Raw genomic sequence first — 19517 nt, 5'->3', positions numbered from 1 at the left:
TGTGTCGTCTCGGTTGTCAGGAGGGGGTGCAGGTCGGCGCGGTGAGACCGAGCGCGACGTTGAGCTCGGGCACGTTCACCGCCTCGGCGCCGAGGAAGCCGAACTGCCGTCCGTCGGTGTGCTCGGCGACCAGAGCCCGCACGTCGTCCTCCGATCGGCCGGTGGCCGCGGCGACCCGCGGCACCTGGATCGCCGCGTAGGCCGGACTGATGTGGGGGTCGATTCCGGACCCGGAGCCGGTCACGGCGTCCACCGGAACGGCCTCCGGCGCGACGTTCTCCCGCTCGGCGACGGCGGCGCGTCGCTGCTCGACGAACGAGGCCAGGATCTCGCTGCTCGGCCCCTGGTTGGTCGGCACCGCCGCCGCGGGGTCACCGGGGGCGAACGCGTCGTCGTCGGCGACGGAGCCGGTGACGCGAGGGTGGAAGTACGGGTCCGGTTCGCCGTCGGGCACCTGCGGATCGACCCCCACGAGCGCGCTGCCGACGACGCAGCCGTTCGCGTCGCGCAGCGGCGACCCCTCGGCGCTGTCGGCGCCGAGACGCGAGACCGCCCACACCGCAGCGGGATACGCGATGCCGAGGATCACCGTCAGTGCGAGCAGCACCGACAGTCCGGCGACGATCTGTCCGAGAAAGCGTTGTGTCCAGCGCATGATCAGCCCATTCCGGGAACGAGTCGGACGACGAGGTCGATGAGCCAGATCCCGACGAACGGGGTCACCACCCCACCCACGCCGTAGATCAGGAGGTTCCGCCGCAGCAACGCCGACGCACCCGCCGGGGTGTAGCGCACGCCCTTCAGCGCCAGCGGGATCAACCCGATGATGACGAGCGCATTGAAGATCACGGCGGAGAGAATGGCCGACTGCGGCGTCGCCAGACCCATGATATTCAGCGCCCCGAGCTGCGGATAGACACCGCTGAACAGGGCGGGCAGGATCGCGAAGTACTTGGCCAGATCGTTCGCCAGCGAGAACGTCGTCAGCGCGCCGCGTGTGATGAGCAGCTGCTTGCCGATCTCGACGATCTCGATCAACTTGGTGGGATCGGAGTCCAGATCCACCATGTTCCCGGCTTCCTTCGCCGCCGAGGTGCCCGTGTTCATCGCGACGCCGACGTCGGCCTGCGCGAGCGCGGGGGCGTCGTTGGTGCCGTCGCCGGTCATCGCGACCAGACGTCCGCCCTCCTGCTCGGACCGGATGAGGGCCAATTTGTCCTCCGGCGTCGCCTCGGCCAGGTAGTCGTCGACCCCGGCTTGCGCCGCGATGGATGCCGCGGTGAGCGGGTTGTCGCCGGTGACCATCACGGTGCGAATGCCCATGGCGCGCAACTGCGCGAAGCGGTCGGCGATGTTCGGCTTCACCACGTCGGAGAGTTCGACGACGCCGAGGACCCGGGCGGAACCGGACGACGCCGTAGCCACCACGAGCGGCGTACCGCCCCTGCGGGCGATCTCCTCGGCCGTGTCGTCCACAGCCGGGTCGACGGTGCCGCCCTGTTCCCGCACCCACCCCAGCACGGAGTCGCTGGCGCCCTTGCGGACTCGATCGCCGTTCAGGTCGACGCCGCTCATACGGGTCTGGGCCGTGAATGCCACGAATTCGCCGCGGGTCTCCTCGTCGGTGGCGGACGCGGGCAGCTCGTGGTCCCGCACGCAGAGCTCGACGATGCTGCGTCCCTCCGGGGTGCCGTCGGCCAGCGAGGACAGCCGGGCGGCCGCGGCGAGCGCTGCGACGTCGACGCCCGGTGCCGGATGCAGACTCGTCGCCCGGCGGTTGCCGTAGGTGATGGTGCCGGTCTTGTCCATGAGCAGGGTGTCGATGTCACCGGCCGCCTCGACGGCCCGCCCGGACATGGCCAGGACGTTGCGCTGCACCAGGCGGTCCATGCCCGCGATGCCGATGGCCGACAGCAGGGCGCCGATGGTGGTCGGGATCAGGCAGACCAGCAACGCGATGAGCTGGATCGGATCCGCGGCACGGCCGGCGTAGGCGCCCATCGGTCCGATCGCCACGACGGCGAGCAGGAACACGATGGTGAGCGAGGCCAGCAGGATGCTCAGCGCGATCTCGTTGGGCGTCTTCTGCCGAGCGGCGCCCTCGACGAGCGCGATCATGCGGTCGACGAACGTCTGGCCCTGCGCCGCCGTGATTCTCACGACGATGCGGTCCGACAGCACGGTGGTGCCGCCGGTCACCGCGGAGCGATCGCCGCCCGATTCACGGACGACGGGCGCGGACTCGCCGGTGATCGCGGACTCGTCCACCGTGGCGATGCCCTCGACGACGTCGCCGTCGCCGGGAATGGTCTCCCCCGCGACGACCACCACCTCGTCACCGACGGCGAGCGCGGTGGCCGACACCTCCTCGATCTCACCGCCGGCGACGCGGCGGCGAGCGACGGTGTCGCGCTTGACCGCTCGCAGGCTCGCGGCCTGCGCCTTGCCTCGTCCCTCGGCGACCGACTCCGCGAGGTTGGCGAAGATCAGGGTGAACCACAGCCACACCGCCACGGCCCACGCGAAGACCGACGGGTCCAGCGCTGCCAGTACGGTGGTGACCACCGAGCCCACCAGGACCACGAACATCACCGGGTTGCGCGCGAGATGGCGCGGGTCGAGCTTCGCGCACGCCGTCGGGAGCGAGGTCACCATCCGGCGTGGGCTGAAGTAGCCGGTGCGGACCGGGGCGACGGCGTCACCCTCGGTGGGAGTCACCGGGTCGAGCTGCGTGAGTGTCATTGCACTGCCTCTGCGATGGGGCCCAGCGCGAGCGCCGGGAAGAACGTGAGGGCGGCCACGAGGACCACGGTGCCGAGCAGGAGCGTCGCGAACAGCGGACCGTTCGTCGGGAGCGTGCCCGGGTTGGGCGGTGTGCGCTTGGTGGTGACCAGGGATCCGGCGAGCGCGAGCACCAGCACGATCGGCAGGAATCGGCCGAGGAGCATGGCGAGGCCGAGCGAGGTCTGGAACCAGTCGCTGGTGACCGTGAGGCCACCGAAGGCGCTGCCGTTGTTGTTGGCGGCCGAGGCGAACGCGTAGAGCACCTCGGTGAAGCCGTGGATCGACCCCGGCGTGCCGGGGTCTCCTGCATTGCCTTGATATCCGGTGGTCGACGGCAGCAGCACCGTGACGGAGGTCCCGATCAACACCAGCGCCGGCATGACGAGCACCGACAGCGCAGCGAGGGTGATCTGGCGTCGGCCGATCTTCTTGCCCAAATACTCCGGGGTCCGACCGACCAACAGACCGCCGACGAAGACGGCGACGATCGCGAGCACCAGCAGTCCGTAGAGACCGGTTCCGACGCCACCCGGGGCGATCTCGCCGACGAGCATGTTGAGCAGGACCGCGCCGCCGCCGAGCGGCGACATGCTGTCGTGGGCCGAATTGACCGCTCCCGTGGACGTTCCCGTGGTGGCGACGGCGAAGAGCGTCGAGCCGGGGATGCCGAACCGCACCTCCTTGCCCTCCATCATCGCGCCGGCGGCCTCGGCCGCGACGCCGCGCGCACCGGCCTCGGCGGCCGCGGTGACGGCGAGCAGCATCGCGAACAGGGCGCCCATGACGGCGAGGAGTGTCAGGCCCTGTCGACGGTCGCCGACCATCGTGCCGAACGTGCGCGTCAGGGCCACCGGGATCAGCAGGATGGCGATGATCTCGACGACGTTGCTCACGGGCGTCGGGTTCTCGAACGGGTGGGCCGAATTGGCCGCGAGGATGCCGCCGCCGTTGGTGCCCAGCTCCTTGATCGCCTCCTGCGAGGCGACCGGGGCGAGGGCGTTGGTCACGGACGACCCGTCGAGCCCCGTCGAGGCGAACCCGGTAGAGAAGGACTGAATCACGCCCTGCGTCAACAGGATCAGAGCGATCACGAAAGACAGGGGCAGCAGGATTCGCAGAGTGCCGCGGATCAGGTCGACCCAGAAGTTGCCCAGCTCTCCGCCCACGCGCACCCGGACGAACCCCCGGATCACCGCGGCCGCGACGGCCAGGCCCACCGCGGCGGACACGAAGTTCTGCACCGCCAGACCCACCGGCTGGGTGAGGTTGGACATCGTCGTCTCCGGGACGTACGACTGCCAGTTGGTGTTGGCCACGAACGAGATCGCGGTGTTGAACGCCACCGACGGGCTCACCCCCGACAGCCCACCGTTCAGTGGCAGCACGCCCTGCACCCGTTGCAGAACGTAGAGGAAGAGCACACTGGCGGCGGAGAAGCCGAGCACCGACATGGAGTAGCCGATCCACGTCTGTTCGGCGCGGGGGTCGACACGGCAGAGGCGGTAGATCAGGGACTCGACGCGGGAGTCGGTGCGGGTGCGGGTCCGGGTGCGCAGGGCGGTGCCGCCGCCGGTCGCGTCCGATTCGGAACCGGCGTCGTCGCTCGGGTCGTCGTCGCTCGGGGACGCGTACACCCGCGCCATGTAATCGCCCAGCGGGACATAGGCCGCGGCGAGCACGATCACGACCGCGGCGATCTGCAGACCGGCCGCCAGTGCGGGCGACATCAGAACCGCTCGGGATCGAGCAGGGCGACCAACAGGTAGATCACCAGCGCCGCGGACACCGCCACCAGGATCACGCTGGTGGCGCCGTCGACGGTCATCGTCCGGTACCTGTCATGGAGGAGGTGGCGAGGGCACGGACGAGCGCCACGCAGACGCCGAACCCTCCCGCTGCCACCAGGAGATACGCCAGATCGGCCATCGGAGTCGATGCCTCTTTCGGTCGGCCGTCGGAGCGGGTTCGCTCCGACACCGCCGGCGAGTCGCGCGGCGGTCGTGTTCTGTCTACGACCGACCGCCGACCCGGGGAGGGCTCCTTACGCGTCCTTGACGCCGGGGAGGCTCGTCATGACGCGGTGCTGACGGGGGATGCTCAGGCGTCCTCTTCCGGTTCGAAGGTGGAGTCCTCGGAATGGCCGACGGCCACGCCCTCGTCGGTGTCGGGGATGGTGTTGTCCTCGCCGAGGCCGCCGTCGTTCTCGTTCTCGTGCCGGGGTTCGGTCATGGTGCGCTCCTGTTCGTGGGGTCGAACGGGGTGCCCGTCCTCCGCGCGGTCAAACGCGGGCGTAGCGTGCGCCGTGGACCAGGAGGCACGAGGTGGGAACCCGCTACCCGCAGTTGATCTTCGGCGAGCACGCCCGGCGCCGTCAGGGCGAGGCCGTGCGCTCGGGCGCGTGGTCGGTCGACGGCGACCCCGGCCCGCAGGAGCTCATCGAGCGTGAACTCGCGCTGATCCGCGGCGCGTTCCAGTTCCACCTCGGCACGATCACGCCGCACGGGTGGCCGTACGTCCAATATCGCAGCGGGCCAGTGGGTTTCCTGCGCCACCTCGGCGGACGCACCCTCGGGTTCGCCGACCATCGCGGCAACCAGCAGTACGCCAGCGTCGGCAACATCGAGTCCACGGGCCGTGTCGCGCTCTACCTCGCGGACCTGCCGCGCCGGCAACGGCTGAAGGTGTTCGGCACCGCCACCGTGGTCGACGAGGCCGACGATCCGGCCCTGCTCGAGCGGCTGCGCACCCTCGACGATGGCAGCCGGGTCGGCGCGACGTGCGAGCGCAGCATCCTGATCGAGGTCGAGGCCTTCGACTGGAACTGCGCCCGCAGCCTGATTCCGCAGTACACCGAGGAGCAGGTGCGGCGGCGGGTCCAGCCGTACATCGACGAGATCGCCGCGTTGCAGGCCGAGATCGCGCGGCTGCGGGAGGACTGAGCCCCGTTCCCGGAATCAGTGCGCCGTTGTCGTCCGTCCAGACTCCATCCGACTTCGGTGTCCGGGCAGCACGTGCGCGTTACCCTCTGCTCGTTTCTCGACCCTCGACGACTGGAGCCCCGTGTACCGACCGACCGTGAAGACCGCCACCGCGACCTGGCTGGCCGGCACCACCGCTGCTCTGGTCGTGCAGGGTGTGTTCCCCCGGCAGTTCGCCGCCACCACTGCCTGGGGCAGCAACGACGGGTGGCAGCGCGAGATCGCCATCTGGAACCTCGGCACCGTGGTGGCCGGCGCCGCCCTGGTCACGGGCCACGACGCGGACCCGGTGCGCTCGCAGCTGCGCGGGCTCGCCGTGCTGTCGACGCTGTTCGGCATCAACCACGCGGTCGCCGCCGTGGAGACGAACAAGCCCGGCAACTGGGCATGGGCGGCCATCAACGCGGGTGGATTGCTCTCGGCGGTCGCGGCGCTGACGGACCGTCGCCACTGAACTCGTCGGCACTTCCGAGCGGCCGATCCGCGCGCGTTCCAGTGTTCCGCTTCGGCTGCAGCTGACGCGGACAGCCGGAAGGCGCGCGGATCGGGGCAGAGGTGACCCCGCGACCGCCTACTCGGCGAGCTTCGCCACCGCCTGCGCCCACAGGAAATACTTGTTGGTGCCCAGGTCACGCACCGTCTTGATGTTGAACGCCGCCTTCAGATGCTCGGCGTCGCTGTCGCTCACACCCTGCAGCGAGGCCGCCGGGGCATCGGCGAGCTCTGTGATCGGCTTCTCCTCGTACGCCTTGTCGAACTTGTCGGCGATTCCGGCCATCGTGCACCTCCGAGAACGTGGTGTTCGGGCCCCTCGGACGAGACGCCCGAACACCACGGTACGAGTGTGGGCGATGTGCCGCATGGGGTTTCGGACGGGCCGTCCCGAGTGCCGGGGATGTCCGGTCTCGGACCGGGACACCGTCGAGAGACGACGAACGATGCGTGGAGCCGCCTTGGGGAATCGAACCCCAGACCTTTTCATTACGAGAACGACGATAGACGTTCAGGCGGGTTCATCTGAGGTTGCGAAACACCGCCTGAACTGCGACAACCGTCCGAGCAGGTTCGCGACGGTTCATGGCCGTTCATACCGACATGTGTCACTGTCGTGGCATCGAGAGGAGCGTCGAGCGGGTCGCCGAGTTCTGGGTCTCGTACGCGAACCCGCGTCAGATGAACGCAGCGATCGACGACGGCAGGCCCCGGTCGGTGGCGCTCGCCGACGCCACCAGTGACCGCAACGTCTGGCACTGCTCGCTCTCGCTCAACCCTGACGAGGGGGAGTTGTCGGACGAGAAGTGGGGCGCGATCGCGGGCGACTTCATGCGCGAGATGGGCTTCGACGATCCGGAGTCGCCGCGACCGTCTGCGCGGTGGGTGGCGATCCGGCACGGCAAGACCACCGCTGGCGGTGACCATATCCACATCGCCGCGTCCGCGGTCCGCGAGGACGGCACGAAGGCCGACACCTTCAACGACTTCACGCGCGCACAGGCCGCATGCAACACCCTCGAACGCACCCACGGTCTGGTCGTGCTGACCTCTCGTGAGAACGACCGCGGCACCCGCGGCATCAAGCCGGCGGAAGCAGCTCGCGCCACCCGCGCCGGGGCACCGGAAACATCGCGGGCACTGCTGGAACGCACAGTGCGGGCGTGCGCCACAGCGTCGACGACGGAAGCGGAGTTCGTGCGCCGACTGCGCGCACAGAAGGTGCTCCTGCGCCCCCGCTACGACACCGGTACCACCGGCACCGTCGTCGGGTACTCCGTCGCCGCCACACCCACGGCCGCCGAGCGAGCCGCCGGCACCAAACCCGTCTGGTACGGCGGTGGACGGTTGGCGAAAGACCTGACCCTGCCGCGACTGCGCGACGAGTGGGACACCACCGGGACCGCACCGCAGGACGCGGCAGCGGAATGGTCCGCAGCCCGCCGGGGCACGGCGGTGACGATCACCACCGGGCGCGAACGCTCACCACTCGACCCGAAACTGTTCGCGCGCGCAGCAGAAGACATCGGCAAGTGGAACACCTACCTGACATCGATCCCGGTCGAGGACACCGCACAGTGGGCGCGCGCCGCCGGCCGCACCGCAGGGGTGTTCGCCGCCTGGTCATCGCGTACCGAGCCGACACCGGGGCCGTTGGCGAAAGCGGCGACGGTGTTGTCGCAGTCCGCACAGATCCCGGCGCACCAGCACATCACCCCGGACCCGGAACGCCGGCATGCAGGCGGGGCCGCATCGATCGTGATGCAGGCGGCGCTCGCGACCCGCGGCGGCGCCGCAGCGAACGCACTGCTGCTGCGTCAGATGATGCGGACGATAGAAGCGTTCGCCGACGCCGAGCGCGCCGCCGGCCGCATCCACCAGGCGCACACGCTGACCCTCGTGCGAGAACGAGAACTGACGACTCTGCACGAACGTCTGCTGGTCCGGGTGAGCACGGACTCCCTTGCTGGGACCGTCGCAACGGAGCCCGCGCGAGCGGCGAGTGCAGTGTCGATCGAGGGCGGAGTCGCGGCGGCTGGCGCGAACCGAGGTGCCGGTCAGCCCGCCGCAGCACTGAAGGGGACTGTGGTCGGTGAGCTGACCGATGACGAGCGCGCCGAGCTGTTGTCGTCGCGGCACCTAGATCAAGCGTGGAGTTCCGGTGACGGGAGCCGGCGGGGTGTGACGGGTGACGGGGCATCGTTGATCTCGTTCCCCGAAGATCGGGACAGAGACGGTCCTGAGTTGTAAATCGCGCAACTCATTCTGTCGGTGCGTCGCTTTACCTTTGGCGGTAGCGCGGCTACTCAGTGACATCGCAGGACACCGAGAGTTCGACCGCTACTACGCTTCCGTTCGAGCTCCAGAACTCAGCGCCTCCTACCGTGCAGGGTGGGAGTTGAGATTGCGTCTCTGGCAGAGGAGTAGGAGCACTCCGCCAGAGACCACACCGACCGTGAGGCCTGTACCTGGAAAGAGAACCTCAGGTGGCCCCAGGTTGAACTTGGGCGGACCGCCCACGACGGTTTCACCGAACGAGACATTGGATGGCGGCGGTTCGGCTGTGTAGGTGGGGTCGGTGGCGGCCGCGACTGCGATATGTGGTGTCAAATGATCGGCATAGAGTGCGCAACCTGCTCCGCCTAGCAGACCAGTGATCGCCAGTGCCCCCGCAACGCTCAGCGCTTGCCGGTGTCGTCTCGTGAAGACCCATGTGAGCAACCCGGTCAGAACGCCGATGGTCATGCCAAAGAGTGGAAGGACCACAATGCTGGGCCACCAACTTGGCCCGCCAACGTACCGAAGATGGTCGTAGATCGTGAAGTAGGCGGTGTCCGTTGCTGGGGCGTTGGGGGGTGGCGCACCGACGTCGACGTACTCGCGCGACACAGCTAGTCGCCATCCAAGCGCACCAAGCAGGCCGAGGCTAAGACCCAGGGCAGCGGGTAAGAGCACCGCAAGGCCATTACCAACAGAGAAGTCGTCTCGTTTGCTCACTGCTCTTCCTTTGTTTCGTTTTGCTACGTTCGGACCATGACTACTTGGGCGGAAGTCGAAGCCGATTACCACCAGTTCTTCCTGGCTGCGGTCGACGCGGATCCTTCGGCGACCGATGGCGCCGGCGTCATCGGCACCTCACCGAACGTTGTGGTGGTTCGTACGGGCATCGCCACGGGGCCGGTGTCTGTAGCGTTGTCCTACCTCGAAGGTGAGCCGTCCGGTCATACGGAGCAGTGGGAGGATGTCAGCCGAGCAGTAGTGAAAGTGACGTTACCTCTGAAGGTAATGACCAATTTCGGTGATGTCAGTGAGGATCACGAAGTGGTCCAACCCCCGACAACGGGGTGGTTAGCGGTCCAAATCTCTGCGAGGGGCCGGAGCGAGAGGCCAGACGCGATAGTCGAAGAGTCCTCCGAGCAGTACTTGATCGAGGTGTGGCCGGTGGACACCCCGAAAGGCACGCGTCCGGAAGTAAGCGGGGCGGGCGGTGACCGCGGTGACTGGTACGCAACAGATGCGACCGCCCGACGCCGCGGTCCGGTCGTATGGAACCCCGACACATGAGCCGGCGAGAGCCGGGCACGGTCGCGTAATCCGTGCCCGGCCCCACCAAGTCAGCTCACCGTACGGTCACGTGGAAACTGTCTCCGTCCATGACTCTGTTCTTCGCGTAGAACCAGCCGAGATACGCTCCGGCGCGACTGTTCTGGCCGCGATCGATCAGGCAGACGCTGTAACCGGTCGACCCGCTTCCATTCAGGGTGACATTGTTGGTTTGGATGCCACAATTGGCGAACGTCCTTCCCGAGCCTGCGAATGGGCCGTTGACGCGTGCGCCCTGGTTGGTGCTCGCAAACGGGTACTCATCACAGGTCTTGCCGCTTCCTCGAGGCCCTGTGACCCCACCGCAACTGCCAGCTCTGTTCTGTCGGATGGTCGTCGTAGGTGTCACGCGCTCCAGCGTCGACCCGCCATACGCGCCGGGAAGCCCTGAATCTTGGGCCGCTCGAACATGATTCAGGAAGTCGCCCAAGTCGGTGCGTTCGGTGTAGTCCAGTTCAGGAGCGACATGCGTGTAAGCGCAGCCCTGGCTGTTTCGTAGGCCAACGCCGGCATCGCAGCGGATGATCGGGGTGTACCCGGTCGTGCCGGTCGCGGTGCTCGCTTGCGCGCTCGTGCTGGTGAAACGCCACGCCGACTGCGCATTCACCGATCCACCTCCCGGTGTAACCGCGCCCTTACGGGTGGTAGTGGTGAAGCCCGCTCGAAGCGCGAGCGCCGACTGTGGACCGATGGTCGAAGCGGCTCCACCGTTGTTGTAGCACGGGATGATGAACCCGTACTGGCACGACAGCTCCCACTTCAGCTGAACCGATTCGAGGAGTGGTTGCGACCCTGGCGCGGTAGCGATGATGTTTTGAACACGCACGCTCAAGGCTTCGTCCCAGGCTGTGTTGTTCCACGCTAGTTTGACGGAGCGTTGTTCTTCGATGTAGATGGTTCCGAAGTAGACGCCAGTTTGCCTGTTGGCCACGCCGATCTGAATAACCTTGGTACGGCATTGAAAGTTTCTGTCGCCCAACCATTGAGCATAAACGAAACCTGCGTTGGGCGGGGTCGTATCACAATAGTCCGGAGTGTTTGCTAGTCGCGCAGCTCTGACCGGGGCCCTGGTCTGCGGGCCTCCGAAGAAGTTGGACAACCCGCTATCTGGCACCGTTTCATCTTTGGAGGAGCTGCCGGGAGCTGAGTCTTGAGGGGTCCGTGGTGCGCAAGTCGGCGCGACCGAGGTAGTCGTTGGGGATGGGGACGTGGTGGTCGTCTCGTTCGGCGTGGGGCATAGCGGCAGGGTGGCCTCGGTGCTCGTGGACGGGGATGTCTGCGGAGGCATGGTGGTGGTCGTCATCGCTGGCGGTACGGGTGTATCTCCAGTGGACTGGGGCGTGGTTTCCGTCGAGGGAGCCTGTGTGGGCGTGACGGATCCCGACGGTGGCGTCGAGGGACTGCCCGGTGCGGCTTCGGCTGTGCTTGTCGGGGTGCCCGGCGGCGTATCGCCCTCCGGTTCAGGGTCCGCTGCGGTGCCAGGCTCCGCGCCTTCTCGTACGACACAGAGGATGCTTTCGCCTTCGGCCGCGTTGGGGTCGGGCTCGATAGCGTCGCAGTACGGCGTCCCGTCTTCCAACTGGGTGTCCCCGCTGGCTGCGGACGGCCCCGCTGAGCGGTTGGCGCTGCCGGTGCTGTTTTGTACGGGTCCATGGCGGCGCGCAGTGGAGTCCATGGCACAGGTGTTGCCGCACGCGGCGAGGAAGGTGTCGTTGTTGTCGGCCGTGTCATCGTCCTGCTGAGTGTCACCCTCCCAGTCTTCGTTGAAGCCTTCCGGCTGCCACTCGATGTACTGGCCGTTCTCGAAAAGTTGCCGGCGACCGGCGCCAATCACTTCCTCGTCGGAGATAGGGAAGCCGTAGCTGCTTTGTTCGTATCCCTGAGCCGCCCACGTCTGAAGAATCTGACCCCAGATGGGGTGGGCGCCCGTGCCCGAACTCCAGTAGACCAACCCGCCCTCGAAGCGATTGAGTTTCCCGCCATTCCGAGCTGCGTCGAGTTCCGCTTCTATGGGGTAGCCGAGTGGGCCGTTCTCTTAATCGTAATTGCCCCATTTGTCCCATATAGCTCCGCCTACTTGGCGACCTCTGCCGGGGTCAACGCGTTGGTTCCAGTAGATGTAATTGTTGTTGACGAACTTCTGAAACTTCCCGCCTTGCCGATCGTCGAGCTCGCCGCTGATGGGGTTACCTGGTGACCGCCCGACGTTCTCGAGCCTCTTATATTCCTCGTAAATGGAACCTCCGACGTTGTAGCCGTTGATAACTCGGTCGGCGGCGACTGCCGTCCCCGCCGTCGACACCATCACGGCAGCTGATGCCGTCAGCACCATCGCGGATGTCAGAGTTGATCTGAACTTCCGCAGCGTTCTCGCGCGTTGAATGAGCCTCACGCCCCACCTCGTTCTCGTACCTACAGTTCGGATTGATTCAGGCGTGATCATTACATGAGCTCAGATCATTGTCACAGGGCTCGCATGGGCCCCTTAGGTCACATTGGCATCCGCGACACCGTTATTCACTCCTCGGTGGGTTGCAAGTTCAGAAACTGGGATATCAAACCGGCCATATAATTACTTCGCTGGATGCGTTTGGCTTGAACCCTGCTTTCTGGTCAGCGGTCTCCGCCGGTCGAGACCGCGGCTACGTCCGTACTGCGGTCTCCGTTGGACGCTCGTACTGCTGACGATGAGCTTCCGGCGCCGCCGATGGGGAGTGCGTCGTCGCGGTCGCTGCCAGGCGTGCGGTGATGGAGTCGGAGTCGACGCCGGCGGCTTCGAGGTGGGCGCGGAGGTCGGCAGCGTTCCCTCGAAATGTACGGCCGCGCTACCGCGCGGCCGTAAGAGAAACGATGTCGCCAGATCTGTGATGCTCTTCCGGCGGCGTCCCATTCCATGACGAGCGCGTCACGGGCCGCGAGGTAGTCCTCCCGGTTCGGCTTCTTCTCGGTGTCGGGGATCGCCACCGCCAGTGTGTCGGTGCCTGATCGTTCGCTCACACTCTGGCCTGGGAGGGTTCCCACGCCGCCGTCACGGACCACGAGTTTTTTTCAGTGGTCGGCCTTAAAGCTTCTGAACACCGAGGTAAGCGATATTCGACGCCGTCAGACTGATTCCTTCAGGCCCGGCAGCGCCGGTCGCCGGTCCCAGATCGACTGCGTCTTCCGCTTTAGCTAGCGGTCGAGTACAAAGGGGTTCTGAACAGGCAGTATGTCATAATATAAATTATCGGTGTTGGTGTACCTACGTTTCTGACGCTGCCAGACATCCATTACGCAAGGAATTTTTTTCGTATGGCCCGCCCTCTGAGCGAGCTGTGCCAGTCCACGGCGAACCCACGCTGCCAACGCAGGCGGCCTCGCCAGGCTTGAGGTACGACCTCTGCAGGCCAAACCACTCCTCGACGTGACGCATACTTATTGACTTCCAGCGCCGTGGCCTCCGCGAATTGGTGGTGATCAGCGAAAGGCGGGAAGCGACGCTTAGACGCTAACTTACCTCCTACCGGTTGTAGATAATGCCGAAGTGTCAACGATCTTGTAAATGGTACCGCCGCCCTCGGTCTGTCTGCCTTCGACATCACCCAACCATGGCAGCACTATAGGTGGTCGAACTGGCTCTCCGGTTTTCAACTCGTACTGATTAAACACGATTTCGTCATCGCTTGAGACGGTCGATAACAAATTGTTGTTAGCTTGAACAACTATGCTGGCGGAGTTAGGTAAAGACCAAAGCTTCTCCACGCGGGAAGACCCATCTAAAGCTATTGATAGAACGTCCTCGTCGTGAGATACCCAATACAATCTGTCGTCAATAATTGCGAGTGAACTTCGGTGTGTGCTCCATGTGTAACCAGGCATGGATAGTTGCGTTTGCGTAACTGCGCCATCAGTGGTGTCGAATTTGACGAGGACTAGTCCTGGTCCCTGAGTCTCGGCCGCTACGGTGTCGGCGGAAGCGTATAGCGAGTAAAGGTAACGGCCATCTCCTGAGCATGGTGATACGGAGGTAACTGGGCGAAATTCTGGGTCGAAATCCCACTCTGATAACGCAAGCGGTTCGGAGTTGGGTGCCATAGAGTAAAGTGAATTACGGGTAGGCGTTTCATCGCCTCCAACAAACGATTGGCGCACCACTGCAACGTTTCGATCGCCGCAGTAACCAGTAGTTCCGACTATTCCTTCGACACTTCCCGTTTTCATCTGGGCACTGTCGCTGATAGAAACGAAATTGCTTCTGTAAGACTGGTCAACAACCCCTACGTCAAACCACAATGTCGTGGAGTCCGTTATTGCGGAGGAGGCGGCCGCCTGCAAGGGCGAATCCAACCCGGTGTCGTATTGGTCGCGTGCGGGCCCGGTCAGTGACGTGACCGAGCCCGCGGCGGCCGTTACGACGCCTTCTGTTCCTGTTATCACCCTGTTGCCTGTGAGCGCTCCACCCTCGACCCGGCCCTTAACGTCGCCCTTCTCGTCGAAAAAAAACAGCACTGATCGATCCTGGTCGCTGATTGACTCCAGACCGCGGGGGCCGACTAACACTGCGGCGATAGCGCCATCAGGTAAACCCGTCGCGTCACCTCCGGGGTAGGCCTGGTCGGTGTCGCTGGCGCACGAGACTGCGAATGCGGCGAGGAGCGCCGAAGCCACAGCGTGCGAAATTCGTCGCGAACTAGATCTCAGCATCCTGTGTGCCATTTCTTTCGATTTCGAGAGTTGAGCTATGACTTGGAACCTGAGGACAGGATCAGTATTGGGTCACCCAGCTGGAGGCGAACAGTTCTTTCGGGTAAACAGACGGAGTCGGGTTCGGGAACCCGTCCTTCATGTCTATGCTACCTCCCGATGCGTGCATGTAGGCAGCCCAGATGATCTGTGAGCAATTGTACTGCTCATCGTTGATATTTCGATTGAAGGCGAAGTTGTTGTTGTAACCTTTGCCTTTCTTAGACAGGGCGAAAGAAACGGCTGACGAGCGAACGCTACTCGATGTATTTACCCATCCAAGTTGTGGATTGCGAACTTCGCGCCGTTCGCCGTCATTTGCAATTCGGTTATCGACCTCGTGCACTCCATTCCCGTACTGGGACGTCGCTGATGCTTCGACGGTGCTTGATTGCGTGACATAAATCCCATTGTGTCCATGATTCACGATTTTGTTGATCAATACTATCTCGGGACTCGAGTCAGCGTAGAAAATGTCTCCCGCTCCCCGAGCGAACGGAAGTATTTGCCAGTCATCGCCGGAGGGGCTATCTGCGACGGTGGTGTAGAGCTGCGCCTTCCGTAGTTCCTCCACCAATACATCGATGACTGGTGCAGCTTGCTCCTGAGCCCAGGCTTGCGCTTCTGCAATCTGCTGTTCGGGAGTGGTGCCAGGGTTCAGGAAGGCTAACTCGGTTGCCGCAGGTCCCGCGGTGGTGATGGCGCCACGTTGAAACTGCTGAGTTACAGTAACGTTTTGGTCCGTGGTTGTTTGATCGCCTGTGGGATAGCCATATGTTCCTTGCTCGTATCCTGCAGCAGCCCAAGTGTCAAGGATCTTACCTGTGACAGGGTGTGCGCCCGCAGATCCGTGCCAGTAGAGCACGCCCCGCTCAAAGCGGTTCATGCGTCCCTGACCATCCGGGAGTAAGATTTCATCGCTGATTGGGTAGCCGAGTAACCCGTCTGCACGCTCAGCGCCCACCGTGTGCCATTTGTCTCGTATAGCACCACCGACAAAATAAGCCTCGTTGAGCCGCCAATGAATTGTACCGCCTTGAAACTCTTGACGGCGTCCGACCCCGTCGGGATTGACGATTTCGTCCGTAGTCGGATATTTCAGGACGCCTCCTTCCCAGCCATTGCGCTGCCATGCGGCAAAGAAATGGTTGGCAACCGGGTGAGCTCCGCTTGCGGCGGACCACTAGATGGGCCCGTTTGCGAAAGTCTGACGGCGCCCGAAGCCATCTGGATTGACGAGCTCATCGGAAGTCGGAAATAGCAAGAAGCTGAACTGTGCACCGAGCGAGTTGTACTTGTCCCTGATGGCTCCACACACCCAGTTGGCGGACGGCCAGTACTGCTGGCAGTCGGGTCCTGGGGCCGGACCACGTGCGGCAGCTCGCCGTAGATTCAGCTGTAGCAGCTCGTACTCCCGAATCTCGGCATTGTCTGCTTCGGCTTTGGTGAAACCCTCCGGCAACTCTTCGCGATCGGAACGCATCTTGCCAGTGACGATGCTGCTGTTGGGGTTCTCTGTCGGCAGGCCCGTGTAGGGGATCTTTACCGAAGCGGACGTGCCGGGGTCAACGACCGAGGGAGCCTCCTGGGTGGCTTCAGTCGGAACTGTGGATGTCGGAGCGTCTGTGGTGCTGGATGTGCTCGTTGTCGTAATCGGGGCTGAGGGAACCGTGGTGCATTCCGATGCCGATGTTGACGGGGTTGTCGTAGTGGAAGTGGTTTGTGCAGTGGCAGCCCCACACGGATCGGCTGAGGCCGTTTCATCCGGTTCGAAGGTTGTGGCGGGTACGGCTCCTGGGGCAGTGGGTGTTGTTGTGGACGGCTGCGCTTTGGCTGCAGCTCCCCCGCCGGAAACGACCAGCGCACTTATCATGCCGGCGGTCACTACCGCCCTCGGTATGGCATAGAACATCGGCTTCGGCCTTGTAGGCCGGGCAAGGATCGTCATAGACGCTGCTTCCTCAAATAAGGCGACCGGTCCTATTGCCGGCGCTCACAGCATCATCTGCGGCGGCGCGCTAGAAACACAACTTCACCGCTGTCGCAAACCTTTCATAACGAACCACTCGATCTATTTAGCGGGAGGAACCGGGAACGCCACATGCGCTAGGACCCGGTACGGTTCAAAATAATCTGACTACCCGCCTCGGGTGTCCGGAGTCCGGTTAATGGTGGGGTGAAGGCGCGATGGTCGGGGTACGCGCAGGCGGCCCGTGACCCACCCCCGTGGCGCACAAACGTGGTCGCGTTCGGATTCGCTCCGCGATTGCTGCGGTCCACAGGTCCACAGGTCCACAGGTCCACAGGTCCACAGGTCCGTTGGTAGATTGGGGCACAAGTGTCACCTAGACCTCGACGGTGCGGGCCCGGGAACCCACCCACCCACCCACCCACCCACCCACCCACCCGCGTCGAAGCCTTTGGCACCTATCTCGGAGTCCGAAGGCGCTAGCTTGATACGCCGGTTCGGCAACAGCTATCGCTTAGAGCTCGCCCGAGCGGCTTGGTAGAGCCAATGGATGGCCGAGTTATGGTTTAATGATGGAAGACGCGTCGATTGAAGAAGTAACCAGGCGACACCGCTTCGTATCTATTCTGGCTGGGTTGCTGCCATTGATGTTCTGGTGCGGCACGTTAATCCTTGGCGCACTGGGAATTGGTTCCGGAAGACTGGGCATACTTCTGACTACATGGAATTTGAACGGGGGCTTCGGGCTCGCTGTCTTTGTTCCGTCGGTAATGCTCGTGTTCGCCGGCCAACGTCCGGCAGACGGCCTGCCGCACCAGAAAGTGACAGGTCAATGGTTGACGAACATGGGCCTTCTGCTAATCTGCGTGTTCACGCTCGTTTTGACTTGCAATTACATTGCCGACGCAATCAGTGATACCGGGCTCCGGGACTCAAGTAGCTGGAGTCCACAGTTGGAACCGCGAGAATCGGGGGCGGTCGCCGTTCCCTACGCGGTCATGGCTCTGTGTTCATTGTCAGCCATCATTGTCCCGTGGGGATGCAAAGGCAATAAAAATCACTCGAATGAGATGACTTAAGCTCGACTGCGCAGGTCGAAGACCGTACTGGCGCGCCCCGCATCACCCTAGTCCGAGAGAATAAGGCCGTTACCTGGCAGAACCCAAATTATCGGCATCAATATGACGCGGTTTGGTCAGGATCTCGACGCGTCCGCACCAGCGCACGTAGCCATGACGTCGCGCTCGACGGTTGTAGCGTGTTCCGATGAATCTTGCGGAAGAATGGGGCCCGGTACTCAGACCTCCGTACGGGACGGCTACCCAGCGACGATTAGCCGATCGCCACACCCCTGAATCGATATATGACTGAGGTTCAGGCGCACCCGGGGTCCGGTTCGGCGGCGAAACCATCCTTCTGGTTGATGCCCTCGATCATGCGCACTTGTCGGCAGAGAAATTCCCTGTCCACTCGCCATTCTCCATCGGCTTCCAGAACGAACGGGACAGTGCCCGGGTCCGTTTGGACCGTGTCGCCATTCGGGAGCAGATACCTGATCGTCCTCGTCGCAACCGCCCGATTCGGCCCATCCGCTGCGACGCCGAGCACCGTGTTGACGATTTCGGTGTCTTGGAAGAGCTCATTCTGCGATTCGAGGACTTGAGGAACGGGACCCTCTCCAGACACGCTCGGTGCTTGCCGTGCGGCTATCGACCCACCACTGCTGCCGCTACTGACTGCATCCAGCTTTGCAGCAACGTCTTGAATCGACGGTACCTGCGAACCTTCGTTGGGCTGGGCGTTGACCGCCGTATAGGTTCCGATCGCTACCCCGCCAGTAATCAGGAGAGTGCTCGCTCCGGCAACGAACGCCATTCGGTTTTTCACAACACAGCTCCTTTATCCGATTCTCGCACGAAGTAGCACAGGCGGATTCCTGCAGGAGTGATGAGTCTAGCTCCTCGCTGCGTCAATCGCAACGGAAATTGGCAGCAAAGCCGTTGGTAGGACTCCACAATAAAATCCAGCAGTAATCAGCGAAGTATTGGTAGTAATAGTTATTCACAACACCGTCAGAGGAGCAGCAACCCTCGTTCGCAGACGGGTATCTGAAATTTCCCGCCTCATAATTTTGCGAGGCATACAACTGCCATATTTGACCCCAGATTGTGTATGCAAACCCGTAAGTGTTCTTCCAGTAAATATTTCCGCGCGCTCCGAAATGTTGCCGCTTTCCCGTATTCCCGGGATTGGTGAGCTCATCTGACGTAGGGCATCCAAGCGTCCCCGGTACTTCGTCGTATCGGTGTTTGATGAGTCCGACCACCCAATGGCCGCAGATGAATGGAGCTTGACCCGGTTTCCCGGACACCTGATCTGTAGCGTTGCTGCTGCAGGAGAGGAGTCCGAGCTATGCCCGCTGCCCATCCCGAGGAGTTCCGCCGCCGGGCGGTCGACCTGACACGTCAGCCGGGGGCGAGTGTCATGCGCATCGCGTCCGACCTCGGCATCAGTGAGTCGTGTCTGCGCAGGTGGATGAAGCTCGACGACGTCGATGCCGGCCGCGTCGACGGTCTGTCCACGAGCGAACGCGCCGAGCTGGCACAGTTGCGCCGAGACAAGAAGCGCCTCGAGACCGAGGTCGAGATACTCAAGCGTGCGAGTGCGTATTTCGCTCGGGAGAACATCCTCCCAAAATAGGGTTCCGGCTGGTCCACGAATTGGCTGCGGACGGCTTTCCCGTCGCGGTGACCTGCCGGACCCTCGAGGTGTCGAGATCCGGATTCTACGACTGGCGACATCGACCACCGTCCATGCGTGATATGTCGGATGCACTGTTGGCCAACAGCATCCGTGATATCCACGAAGGCTCACGAGGGTGCTACGGCGCGCCGCGGGTGCACGCCGAACTGCGCCTCGGTGCAGGTGTTCGCGTAGGACGCAAGCGTGTTTTGCACGGGTGATTGCGC

Annotated in this window: 18 protein-coding genes; 6 read left to right on the top strand and 12 right to left on the bottom strand. The window is 63.7% G+C overall.

Annotated features, from left to right (window positions below):
- Positions 1–16: 16 nt before the first annotated feature.
- The 5 genes from RC2_RS00080 to RC2_RS19245 form a co-directional block, all read right to left on the bottom strand.
- The gene (locus tag RC2_RS00080; RefSeq protein ID WP_068149344.1) at positions 17–655 is read right to left on the bottom strand and encodes a potassium-transporting ATPase subunit C; all 639 of its coding nucleotides are present in this window, start codon (positions 653–655) and stop codon (positions 17–19) included.
- Between the two features lie 2 nt (positions 656–657).
- The gene (gene kdpB / locus RC2_RS00075; protein ID WP_068149348.1) at positions 658–2742 is read right to left on the bottom strand and encodes a potassium-transporting ATPase subunit KdpB; all 2085 of its coding nucleotides are present in this window, start codon (positions 2740–2742) and stop codon (positions 658–660) included.
- A complete protein-coding gene (kdpA, locus tag RC2_RS00070; protein ID WP_068149350.1) occupies positions 2739–4511 on the bottom strand; it encodes a potassium-transporting ATPase subunit KdpA in 1773 nt (590 codons plus the stop codon). Before kdpA ends, kdpB begins: the two co-directional genes overlap by 4 nt.
- A complete protein-coding gene (gene kdpF, locus RC2_RS00065) occupies positions 4511–4609 on the bottom strand; it encodes a K(+)-transporting ATPase subunit F (RefSeq protein WP_068149352.1) in 99 nt (32 codons plus the stop codon). The genes kdpA and kdpF overlap by 1 nt, the downstream gene beginning before the upstream one ends.
- Positions 4610–4881: 272 nt before the next feature.
- The gene (locus tag RC2_RS19245) at positions 4882–5013 is read right to left on the bottom strand and encodes a hypothetical protein (protein ID WP_261773604.1); all 132 of its coding nucleotides are present in this window, start codon (positions 5011–5013) and stop codon (positions 4882–4884) included.
- Between the two features lie 92 nt (positions 5014–5105).
- Between RC2_RS19245 and RC2_RS00060 the strand changes: the two genes are divergently transcribed.
- Together RC2_RS00060 and RC2_RS00055 are read left to right on the top strand one after the other, a co-directional pair.
- Positions 5106–5723, top strand: coding sequence for a pyridoxamine 5'-phosphate oxidase family protein (locus RC2_RS00060; RefSeq protein ID WP_068149353.1), 618 nt, complete (start codon positions 5106–5108; stop codon positions 5721–5723).
- A 136-nt stretch (positions 5724–5859) separates the two neighbouring features.
- Positions 5860–6216, top strand: a complete 357-nt coding sequence (locus RC2_RS00055) for a hypothetical protein (protein WP_139277204.1) — start codon at positions 5860–5862, stop codon at positions 6214–6216.
- Between the two features lie 117 nt (positions 6217–6333).
- On the opposite strand, the gene RC2_RS00050 is transcribed toward RC2_RS00055, so the two are convergent.
- Positions 6334–6540, bottom strand: a complete 207-nt coding sequence (locus RC2_RS00050) for a hypothetical protein (protein WP_068149356.1) — start codon at positions 6538–6540, stop codon at positions 6334–6336.
- Positions 6541–6839: 299 nt separating this feature from the next.
- Here RC2_RS00050 and RC2_RS00045 point away from each other — a divergent pair, with 299 nt between their 5' ends.
- The gene (locus tag RC2_RS00045; RefSeq protein WP_174552276.1) at positions 6840–8504 is read left to right on the top strand and encodes a relaxase/mobilization nuclease domain-containing protein; all 1665 of its coding nucleotides are present in this window, start codon (positions 6840–6842) and stop codon (positions 8502–8504) included.
- Between the two features lie 783 nt (positions 8505–9287).
- On the top strand, positions 9288–9818 hold the full coding sequence (locus RC2_RS18520) for a hypothetical protein (RefSeq protein WP_139277203.1): 531 nt from the start codon (positions 9288–9290) through the stop codon (positions 9816–9818).
- 55 nt (positions 9819–9873) lie between these two features.
- On the opposite strand, the gene RC2_RS19455 is transcribed toward RC2_RS18520, so the two are convergent.
- The 6 genes from RC2_RS19455 to RC2_RS19330 form a co-directional block, all read right to left on the bottom strand.
- Positions 9874–11868 (bottom strand): NucA/NucB deoxyribonuclease domain-containing protein, encoded by a 1995-nt coding sequence (locus RC2_RS19455; protein ID WP_082895548.1) that lies wholly within the window; start codon positions 11866–11868, stop codon positions 9874–9876.
- Between the two features lie 24 nt (positions 11869–11892).
- On the bottom strand, positions 11893–12162 hold the full coding sequence (locus RC2_RS19335) for a hypothetical protein (RefSeq protein WP_369406102.1): 270 nt from the start codon (positions 12160–12162) through the stop codon (positions 11893–11895).
- A 1187-nt stretch (positions 12163–13349) separates the two neighbouring features.
- A complete protein-coding gene (locus tag RC2_RS18505) occupies positions 13350–14504 on the bottom strand; it encodes a hypothetical protein (RefSeq protein WP_139277201.1) in 1155 nt (384 codons plus the stop codon).
- Between the two features lie 97 nt (positions 14505–14601).
- Positions 14602–15681, bottom strand: a complete 1080-nt coding sequence (locus tag RC2_RS18500; RefSeq protein WP_281250835.1) for a YiiX/YebB-like N1pC/P60 family cysteine hydrolase — start codon at positions 15679–15681, stop codon at positions 14602–14604.
- Positions 15682–17922: 2241 nt separating this feature from the next.
- Positions 17923–18435 carry a hypothetical protein gene (locus RC2_RS18490; protein WP_139277199.1) on the bottom strand — a complete coding sequence of 171 codons (513 nt, stop codon included), beginning with the start codon at positions 18433–18435 and terminating at the stop codon, positions 17923–17925.
- Between the two features lie 82 nt (positions 18436–18517).
- Positions 18518–18874, bottom strand: coding sequence for a hypothetical protein (locus tag RC2_RS19330; protein WP_072680869.1), 357 nt, complete (start codon positions 18872–18874; stop codon positions 18518–18520).
- An 86-nt stretch (positions 18875–18960) separates the two neighbouring features.
- On the opposite strand from RC2_RS19330, the gene RC2_RS00010 reads away from it, so the two are divergent.
- Together RC2_RS00010 and RC2_RS19325 are read left to right on the top strand one after the other, a co-directional pair.
- Complete coding sequence (locus tag RC2_RS00010) at positions 18961–19248, top strand: transposase (protein ID WP_068151775.1); 288 nt, start codon at positions 18961–18963, stop codon at positions 19246–19248.
- Between the two features lie 113 nt (positions 19249–19361).
- The gene (locus tag RC2_RS19325) at positions 19362–19511 is read left to right on the top strand and encodes a helix-turn-helix domain-containing protein (protein ID WP_083529642.1); all 150 of its coding nucleotides are present in this window, start codon (positions 19362–19364) and stop codon (positions 19509–19511) included.
- Positions 19512–19517: the final 6 nt, after the last annotated feature.

The organism is Rhodococcoides corynebacterioides NBRC 14404 (genome assembly GCF_001894765.1).
In the GTDB taxonomy this organism is placed as follows: Bacteria; Actinomycetota; Actinomycetes; order Mycobacteriales; family Mycobacteriaceae; genus Rhodococcoides; species Rhodococcoides corynebacterioides.
The sequence above is the reverse complement of the archived record's forward strand: the minus strand, read 5'-3'. Positions and strand labels throughout refer to the sequence as shown.